Raw genomic sequence first — 8,215 nt, 5'->3', positions numbered from 1 at the left:
GCGCGGCGGGCAGGGCTGCGGTCATCGGTGCGGGGCCTTTCGGGGAAGAAGACGAGGTCAGCCCTTGACGCTTCCGGCGAGGATGCCGTTGATGAAGTGCTTCTGGAGGGCGATGAAGACGAGCAGGAGCGGGATCAGCGCGATCGACGCGGCGGCCAGGAGCTCGCCGGTGACGGTGGCGTAGTCGGCGCCGATCCGGTTGCCGGTGATGTTCTGCGCGAGCGTCGACAGCACGACCTGGAGCGTCGCCATCCGCGAGGACGAGGCGGCGACGACCGGCCAGACGAAGTCGTTGTAGATGTTCATGACGGTCAGCACCGCGAGCCCGGCGAGCGCCGGCCGGATCACCGGCAGCACGATCCGCCAGAAGATGCCGAACTCGGTGCAGCCGTCGACGCGGGCGGCGTCCAGCAGCTCGTCGGGGACGGCGGCGATCACCTGACGCATCCAGAAGATCGCGAACGCGTCGACCGCGCCGGGCAGGATGAGCGCCTGGTACGTGTTGACCCAGCCGAGCTCCTTCATCTCCAGCAGCAGCGGGATGATCAGCACGATCGTCGGGAGCATGAGCGTGATGAGCACGGTGCCGAACAGCAGGTCGCGGCCGCGGAACGTGTACTTCGCGAACGCGTAGGCGGCGAGCGGCGCGCAGAACAGCGTCAGCGAGCCCTTCACGACGAGCACGACGGCGGTGTTGAGGAAGCCCTGGCCGATCGGCACGTCCGCGAACATCCGGCGGAAGTTCTCCAGGGTCAGCGACGACGGGTCGAGCCCGAGCGGGTCGCCGACGATCTGGGTGGCCGGCTTGAACGCGGACACCAGCGCCCAGACGACCGGCGCGAGGAACGCGAGCGCCAGCACGAGCAGGAACGCCTGGGTGCCGAGCGGGCCGGGCGCCCAGCGGCGTCGGGGGCCGCGGGCCGGGGCGGTCCCCGCGGTGGCGGGGTGCCGCGGCGAGCGGGGCGACGAGCCCACGGGACGGGTCTCGGTGGCGGTCATCAGTCCTCCGACCGGAGCAGCCGCACGAACCCCAGCGACAGCGCCATCACGATGATCACGAGCAAGAACGAGTTGGCCGCGCCGGTGCCGAGGTCGGCCCGGTTGATGTGGTCGTACAGGTGCAGGCCGGCGGTGGTGGTCGAGCCGTACGGCCCGCCGTCGGTGACGACGAACGGCTCGGCGAACATCTGGAACACCGCGAGGGTCTGCAGCACGACGGAGAACATCAGCGTGCGGCGCACCAGCGGGACGGTGATGCTCCAGAACCGGCGCACCGGCGAGGCCCCGTCGATCGAGGCGGCCTCGTAGACCGCACCGTCGATGGACTGCAGCCCGGACAGCAGGATCACCACGATGAAGCCGGTGGTCTTCCACAGGAACAGCAGCGCCAGGGTCGGTTTGGCCCACTGGGTCGTCGTCAGCCAGCCGACGTCGGGCAGCCCGACCAGGTTGAGCAGCCCGTTGACCGCGCCGTAGTCCCGGTCGAACACGACGACCCAGATCTGCGCGACCGCGACCAGCGGCGTCACGAACGGCACCAGGAACGCGATCCGGTAGAAGCCGCGCATCCGGGTCTTCGCGTTGTCGAGCAGCACCGCGACGACGAGGGCCAGCGCCATCTGCACCGGCACGATCAGCAGCCACAGCACGGCGGAGTTGCCGAGCGAGGACCAGAACGCCTCGTTGCCGAGCAGGTAGGTGTAGTTGCCCAGCCCGACCCACTCCGCCGCGCCGCTCCCCCGCCAGTTGGTGAAGGACAGCCGGAGCGTGAACAGCATCGGGTAGACGCTGAACGCCACGAAGATCGCGACGAACGGGGCGACGAACACGTACGGGGCCACGGCCCGGGGCAGGTGCGGACGCCTGCTGCCCCGGGTCGCGACGGGTGCCGTCGTGGCGGCAGCGGTCACTGCCGGTCCACGAGGTCGGCCTGGATGTCGGCGGTCGACTGCTCGATCACCTGGTCCGGCGTGAGCTCGCCGTCGAGCATGCGCTGCACGTCCGTCCCCAGGTAGTCGACGGCGCCCGCCCACCACGACGGCGTCGGCGCGCCGCCGGGGATCTCGGACCCGGCCTCGACGGCGGTGGTCCACAGGTCCTGGTCGCCGAGCCCGGCCACCGGGCCGAACAGCGGCTTCTCGGGGTCGGCCGCCGGCGCGTACGCCGGGATCGAGGTGGCGAGGCCGTTCGGGTACGTGTCGTTCGGTCCCCAGACCGCGGAGTAGCCGGCCTCGTCGTACATGAGGAACTCGTAGAACAGCCACGCGAGCTCGGAGTTCTCGCCCGTCTTCGGCAGCACGAACGACGAGCCGCCCATCGCGCCGGACCGCGCGCCGCCGTCCTCCCACGCCGGCAGCGGCATGGCCCGCCAGTCGCCGGACGTCTGGGTGAGCTGCTGCTCGGGCGCGAACGAGAACCAGATGGCCCACGGGTAGAACACCTGCTGGCCGTTCTCCAGCGGGCCGACGTCGCTCGGCGACAGGTACTCGGCGCGGGTGCCGAGGCCCTCGGTCTGGACCGTGTCGAGCCAGCCGAGGATCTGCCGGTAGGCGTCGGAGTCGAGGCGCAGCTCGCCGTTCTCGTCCGCGATCGACGTGCCGAGCTGGCTCGCGAACATCTCCAGCTGCAGCTGGCCGAGGAACGCGCTCTGCTCCAGGTGGATCGGCTTCGACCCCGGCACGGCGGCCTGGTACTGCCGCGCGGCCTCGAGCAGGTCGTCGTACGTCTCGATCTGCGTGGCGTCGACGCCGGCCGCCTCCAGCGCGGTCGCGTTGTAGAACAGCAGGCCCGGGTCGAGGTCGAACGGGACGCCGTAGAGGCCGCCGTCGAGCGAGTTCACGTCGATCTTCTGCGGCGCGATGTCGTCGACGTACGGCTCCAGGACGTCGGTGAGGTCCCACAGGTAGTCGGCGTAGCCGGCGACCTTCGCGTCGTCGAGGAACACCCCGTCGGGGACGTCGGTCTCGGTGATGAGCGTGTTCTGCAGCTTCGCGTCGATGTCGACCGCCTCGTGGTGCACCACGATGTCCGGGTACACCTCGTTGAAGTCGTCGATGACGGCGTCGAAGACGTTGAACAGGTCGCCAGAGCGGTCCCAGATGGTGATCTCGCCGCTGGGGCTGTCGCCGGTCGGGGGCTGAAGGCGGTCGGCGTCGGCCGCGGCGGTGCTGCCGCCCGCGCCGTCGTCGGAGCCGCCGGAGATGGAGGGGCCGCAGGCGGCGAGGGCGGTCGCGGCGGCGAGCGCGGTCGCCACCAGGGCGATCGGCCGGCCGCGGCGGGCTCGCCGCGCGGGGTGGGTCGGGTGCATCGGCACTCCCTTGTGCGATCGGGCGACGACGCCGCGGGGGGCGGGGCGTCGACGGGTCCGGCTTGCGTCTTTGCCAACGTGTGCAAAGTAGCCCTTCTTTGCACACGTTGCAAGACCCCTATGCTGGGGATGACCCACGACGAGGAGGTGGCATGGCCGCGACCCTGCGCGACGTCGCCGAGCACGCCCAGGTCTCGGTGCGCACCGTGTCGAACGTGGTCAGCGGCTACACCCACGTGAGCGAGCGGATGCGCTCCCGGGTGCTCGCCGCCATCGAGGAGCTCGACTACCGCCCCAACCCCGTCGCGCGCACCCTGCGCACCGGTCGCACCGGGGTGCTCGCGCTCGTCGTCCCCGAGATCGACCTGCCGTACTTCGCCGAGCTGGCGCGCGAGGTCATCAACGCCGCCGCCGACCTCGGCTACCGCGTGATGGTCGACCAGACCGGGCACGACCACGAGCGCGAGCGGCAGCTCCTCACCGGGGCCGACCGGACCATGCTGTTCGACGGCGTGCTCTTCAGCCCCCTCGTGACCCGGGCGGAGCTGCTGGAGATGCAGGGCGCGTCGACCATGCCGCTGGTGCTGCTCGGCGAGCACGACTTCGACGGCCGGTACGACCACGTCGCGATCGACAACGTGCAGGCCGCGGCCGACGCGGTCGGGCACCTGGTCGCCGTCGGGCGGACCCGGATCGCGGCGATCGGGGCGCAGCCGGAGGAGTCGTACGCGACGCCGCAGCAGCGGACCACCGGGTACGAGCGGGCGCTGGGCGCGGCCGGCCTGCCGGTGGACCCGTCGCTCCTGCGGGCGGCGGCGCACTACCGGCGCGCGGACGGGTACGCCGCGGCGGCCTCCCTGCTCGCGCTGCGCGACCGGCCGGACGCGATCTTCTGCTACTCCGACCTGCTGGCGATGGGCGCGATCCGCGCCGTGTTCGACGCCGGGCTGCGGGTGCCGGAGGACGTCGCGGTCATCGGGATCGACGACATCGAGGAGGGCCGGTACTCCCGGCCCACGCTGTCGACGGTGTCGCTGGACACGCCGTTCATCGCCCGGGAGGCGGTGGCGCGGATCGCCGCGCGGATCTCGGACCCGGACACGCCGGCCGTGGAGGTCACCGCGCCGCACACGGTCCGCGCGCGGGAGAGCACGAGCGCCGCCTGACCTCGCCACCCTCTCGCTGCCCTCTCGCCGAGATGGCAACTCTCGGCTGCGCACGGGCGCCCACGCGCAGCCGAGAGTTGCCATCTCGACGGATGCGGCGACCCGGGCTGCGAGGGGCGCTGCCAGCATGACCGGCATGGACACCCGCCGCGCCCGCCGCCCCCGCACCCGCGTGCTCGCCGCCGTCGGGATCGCCGCCGCGACCGTGCTGCTGCTCGCGGCGTGCGCCGCCGGGGTGAACCCGGAGGTCGGTCAGGCGCCGCCGGGGGCAGAGGAGCCCGCCGGGTTCTGGCTCGGGCTCTGGCACGGGATCATCCTGCCGATCACCTGGATCGTGTCCCTGTTCACCCGGACCGTCTCGCCGTACGAGGTGTTCAACTCGGGGAACTGGTACGACGTCGGGTTCGTCCTGGGGATCACGATCGTGTTCGGGGGGCCGTTCGGGGCGGGGCGGGCGCGGCGACGCTGACCGCCTCCGGAGCGGCGTCGCGGCCGCCCCGCACCTCCCGCACCACGCAGGCCGCCCGTGCGGCCCGCGCCTCGACCGCCAGCACGACCGCGACCCCCGCACCGCACAGGGCGAACCCGGTGAGCGTCACCGCCGTCAGCCGCTCCCCCAGCCAGACGGCGCCGGCCGCGGCCGTCGCGGGCGCGACCAGGAACAGCAGCGCGTTCAGCGCCGTGACGCCGAGCGTGCGGAGCAGCCACCAGTAGAGCCCGTACGCGGCGAGCGTCGGGAACGCGGCCGCGAGCGCCGTGGCGACCCAGAACCCGGCGTCGGCGGGCGGGACGAGCGCTCCGGTCGCGGCCGCCACCACGAGCAGCACCGCCGCCGTCACCACGACCTGCACCGTCAGCACCACCAGGACCGGCGGGCGTGCGGCCGACCGCCGCTCGAGGAACGTCCCCGCCACCAGGCACGCCATCGCGGCGAGCGGCAGCAGGTAGGCCGCCGCGGGGGCCGTCGACCCACCGAGCTGCGACCGCACGACCAGCAGCACCCCCACCGCGCCGACGCCGAGCCCGGCCCACTGCGCGCCGCGCACCCGCAGCCCCAGCAGCGGTCCGACGAGCGTCGCCACCACCAGCGGCTGCACCGCGTCGATGAGCGCGGTGGTCCCGGTCGCGACGCCGGCGGCGATCGCCGCGTACACGCACACGACGTACCCGAGCTGCGCGAACAGCCCGATCACGGCCTGCCTCCGGAGGTCGGCGCGCGGGACGGCCCGGGCGGCGCTCGTGGCCGATGTGACCACCACCAGCCCGAGCGCCACCGGGAGGAACCGCCAGACCAGCAGCGTCAGCGGGGCGACGTCCACCGTCGCGACCTTCGCGAGGACGAAGCCCGAGCTCCACGACGCGACGAAGGCGACGGCTGCCGCCGCGGTCAGCACAGGAGCGAGTACACCGGTCTGTCTACTCATGGCCGGCGACTATACCGACCGGTATACATCGGCGCGCGTCGACACCTCAGGCGCGGCTCGCTACCAGCGCTCCAGGACGGCCAGCATGCCGGCCACCGCCTCGCGCTGCGCCGGCGGGAGGTCCGTTCGCCCGAGCAGCGCTCGGCACGACTCCTTGCCGCTCAGCACGGCGGACGTCCCCATGCCGGATCGCCCGAGGCCCCCGGTCACCGACGCCTGCAGCGCGTCCGCCTCCACTGCGGCCTCGAAGCCCGCGTCGGTGGCGTCGGCCGGGCTCCCGAACGCCGCGTCGACCGCCGCGAGGGCGGCCCGGGTCTCGTGCGCCAGCGCCTTCGCGTCGGCCCTGGTCCCCCGCGGGCCCGGGCGGCACGGGGCACCGGCCGCACCGAGCACCACGGCCTCGACGTCCCGCGCCGCACGCGCCACCGTCGCGGCACGGGCGACGGTGCCGCGCAGGACGAGCGGGCGCGCCGACGCCCGCTCGACGACCAGCATCGACAGCATCCCGGAGCGGCTGAACCGGTTGGCGAAGCCCGAGTAGCCGACGACCGCGACCGCCGTCACGTCGGCGACAGGCACGCGGCGGGTCACCAACCACGAGACGCACCGCAGGTCGCGCCCGTCCGAGAACACGCCCATCCGCGTCATCCGCACGACCAGCGCCATCCCGGCCGCCCCGGCGGCAGCAGCCGCGACCGGCGCGTCATCCGCCTCCAGCGCCACCGCGAGCGCGCACATCCCGACCCAGTAGGCGCCGAGCAGCCGGGCGACCGGCCCGGTGCGCACCAGCCGCCGCCTCGTCGGCATGCCACCCCGCCAGCGCCTCACTCGGCGACCCTCAGGTGCCAGCCGGCGTGCGCGAACGCCTCCCGGACGCGAGCGACGACGAGGTCGGCGCGCTCGCGGGGCAGGTGCGCGAGCGACTCGGGGTACAGCTCGAAGCCGGTCCGCCGACCGCCGCGGGCCTCCGCGCCCACGTCCACGTCCCCGAGGTCGTCCGAGTAGCGGATCGTGAGGGGACCCACGACCACCACCGACCAGCCCTCGCTCGACCGGACCCGGCCCACCGGCGTCATGCGCAACCGGGGAGCGCGGTGCGCGCCCGCACCTGCGGCATGACCCATGGCGCCTCCCCGGGCGGCGGTCGACCGCTCGATCGAGGCGGCGCTCCGTACCGTAGGGGACCCGCGGGGACCTGGTGACGGAGAAGCCCCCCGTTCACCCTCCCGGTCGCCAAGAGCCCCGCTCGCGCCCGTCCCGCCGTCGGAGACGGGCAGCAGGGCCGTCGGCACGCCGAGCGAGCCGGGCCGGTCCCGCTGGACCGACCCGGCTCGGACGGCACGGGGTCAGTGCGCGCCGTGCGGCCCGGGCGCCGCCGAGCCCGTGTACTCGCCCAGGTCGGAGACGAGCTCCGTGAGCACGGCGTCGCTCTCGTACCGCCGCTGGTGCAGGGCCGCGATCTTGGCACCCATCTCGGGGTCCTCGTCGTCCGTGATGTCGAACGACGCGAACCGGTCGACCAGCGGCAGGCCGACGCGGTCGGTGTTCCGGTGGGCCGGGTGGACGAGGTACTCCCAGTACCCGTCGAGGTCGTCGATGACGAAGGTGGCGCCCCACTCGTACTCGCCGCCGAAGTCCCGGCCGACGACGAACGACCGGACGGACGGGATGACGCGGCCCTGGTTCCGCAGGCTCTCCAGGGCCTCCTCGAGCTGGGCCTCGGTGACGCCGGCCTTGATGGTGAAGCGGTTGCCGTGGACGATCATGATGGTCTCCTTCAGGTGGTGGTGGTGGGTCACCGGCCGCGGCGCGGCCGGAGGAGGACCGGGGCGGCGAGGACCGCCCCGGCGGTGGTCAGCAGCCCGGCAGCGGTGAACGCGCCACCGGGGCCTAGGGCGGCCACGAGCGGCCCCGCCGCGAGCGGCGACAGGAACTGCCCGAGGAAGATGCCGGTGACGAGCCCGGCGAGCACCCGCCCGCGGCGCGCGTCGGCGGCGAGGTCGCCAAGGCGGAGGTTGAGGTTCGGCACGGTCAGCCCGACGCCGACGCCCCCGACGAGGAGGCCGGTGACGACCGGCGCGAGGCCGCTCGCCCGGCCGATCACGAGCCAGCCCACGCCCAGAAGGGCCAGCGCGAGCAGCGTGATCACGGCCGACGGCAGGCGCCGCCGCACCGCCGGGAACGCGAGGGAGCCGGCCAGCCCGCTCAGGGTGGACCCGGCGATCGCCAGCCCGACGACACCGGGCCCGAGGCCCAGCCCGCCCAGGAGGAACGGGAGCTGCGTCGGGGCCAGGTAGAAGACCGCGGTCGCGCCGAGG

General features: G+C 73.7%; 10 protein-coding genes. 2 read left to right on the top strand and 8 right to left on the bottom strand.

Features of this window, described 5'->3' with window-relative positions; genetic code table 11:
- Positions 1–57: 57 nt before the first annotated feature.
- The 3 genes from G6556_RS15005 to G6556_RS14995 are packed head-to-tail and all read right to left on the bottom strand — an operon-like array spanning position 58 to position 3,307.
- Positions 58–999, bottom strand: a complete 942-nt coding sequence (locus tag G6556_RS15005; protein ID WP_166943068.1) for a carbohydrate ABC transporter permease — start codon at positions 997–999, stop codon at positions 58–60.
- Positions 999–1,910 (bottom strand): sugar ABC transporter permease, encoded by a 912-nt coding sequence (locus tag G6556_RS15000; protein WP_346774928.1) that lies wholly within the window; start codon positions 1,908–1,910, stop codon positions 999–1,001. Before G6556_RS15000 ends, G6556_RS15005 begins: the two co-directional genes overlap by 1 nt.
- The gene (locus tag G6556_RS14995) at positions 1,907–3,307 is read right to left on the bottom strand and encodes an extracellular solute-binding protein (RefSeq protein ID WP_166943065.1); all 1,401 of its coding nucleotides are present in this window, start codon (positions 3,305–3,307) and stop codon (positions 1,907–1,909) included. Before G6556_RS14995 ends, G6556_RS15000 begins: the two co-directional genes overlap by 4 nt.
- Positions 3,308–3,459: 152 nt before the next feature.
- Here G6556_RS14995 and G6556_RS14990 point away from each other — a divergent pair, with 152 nt between their 5' ends.
- A complete protein-coding gene (locus tag G6556_RS14990) occupies positions 3,460–4,473 on the top strand; it encodes a LacI family DNA-binding transcriptional regulator (protein ID WP_166943062.1) in 1,014 nt (337 codons plus the stop codon).
- 136 nt (positions 4,474–4,609) lie between these two features.
- Positions 4,610–4,942 (top strand): hypothetical protein, encoded by a 333-nt coding sequence (locus G6556_RS14985; protein ID WP_205693543.1) that lies wholly within the window; start codon positions 4,610–4,612, stop codon positions 4,940–4,942.
- Here the strand turns inward: G6556_RS14985 and G6556_RS14980 are convergent.
- From G6556_RS14980 to G6556_RS14960, 5 genes are all read right to left on the bottom strand, one after another.
- Positions 4,890–5,897 (bottom strand): DMT family transporter, encoded by a 1,008-nt coding sequence (locus G6556_RS14980; protein ID WP_240934587.1) that lies wholly within the window; start codon positions 5,895–5,897, stop codon positions 4,890–4,892. The two genes, G6556_RS14985 and G6556_RS14980, sit on opposite strands and share 53 nt — an antisense overlap.
- Positions 5,898–5,957: 60 nt before the next feature.
- Complete coding sequence (locus G6556_RS14975; protein WP_166943060.1) at positions 5,958–6,683, bottom strand: hypothetical protein; 726 nt, start codon at positions 6,681–6,683, stop codon at positions 5,958–5,960.
- A gap of 38 nt (positions 6,684–6,721) precedes the next feature.
- Positions 6,722–6,973 (bottom strand): hypothetical protein, encoded by a 252-nt coding sequence (locus G6556_RS14970; protein WP_166943057.1) that lies wholly within the window; start codon positions 6,971–6,973, stop codon positions 6,722–6,724.
- 270 nt (positions 6,974–7,243) lie between these two features.
- Entirely contained in the window at positions 7,244–7,663 is a 420-nt protein-coding gene (locus G6556_RS14965) for a Dabb family protein (protein ID WP_166943054.1), read from the bottom strand.
- A 29-nt stretch (positions 7,664–7,692) separates the two neighbouring features.
- Positions 7,693–8,215 (bottom strand): MFS transporter (locus tag G6556_RS14960; protein WP_166943051.1); only part of this gene is annotated, 523 nt, incomplete at its 5' end.

The sequence above is a fragment of the Cellulomonas sp. IC4_254 genome (assembly GCF_011603975.1).
Taxonomy (GTDB): domain Bacteria; phylum Actinomycetota; class Actinomycetes; order Actinomycetales; family Cellulomonadaceae; genus Cellulomonas.
The sequence above is the reverse complement of the archived record's forward strand: the minus strand, read 5'-3'. Positions and strand labels throughout refer to the sequence as shown.

Coding starts and splice junctions, on each gene's coding strand:
- G6556_RS14965 (WP_166943054.1), bottom strand. CDS start 7,663: ATGATCGTCCACGGCAACCGCTTCACCATCAAGGCCGGCGTCACCGAG.
- G6556_RS14985 (WP_205693543.1), top strand. CDS start 4,610: ATGGACACCCGCCGCGCCCGCCGCCCCCGCACCCGCGTGCTCGCCGCC.
- G6556_RS14970 (WP_166943057.1), bottom strand. CDS start 6,973: ATGACGCCGGTGGGCCGGGTCCGGTCGAGCGAGGGCTGGTCGGTGGTG.
- G6556_RS14990 (WP_166943062.1), top strand. CDS start 3,460: ATGGCCGCGACCCTGCGCGACGTCGCCGAGCACGCCCAGGTCTCGGTG.
- G6556_RS14995 (WP_166943065.1), bottom strand. CDS start 3,307: ATGCACCCGACCCACCCCGCGCGGCGAGCCCGCCGCGGCCGGCCGATC.
- G6556_RS15005 (WP_166943068.1), bottom strand. CDS start 999: ATGACCGCCACCGAGACCCGTCCCGTGGGCTCGTCGCCCCGCTCGCCG.
- G6556_RS14980 (WP_240934587.1), bottom strand. CDS start 5,897: ATGAGTAGACAGACCGGTGTACTCGCTCCTGTGCTGACCGCGGCGGCA.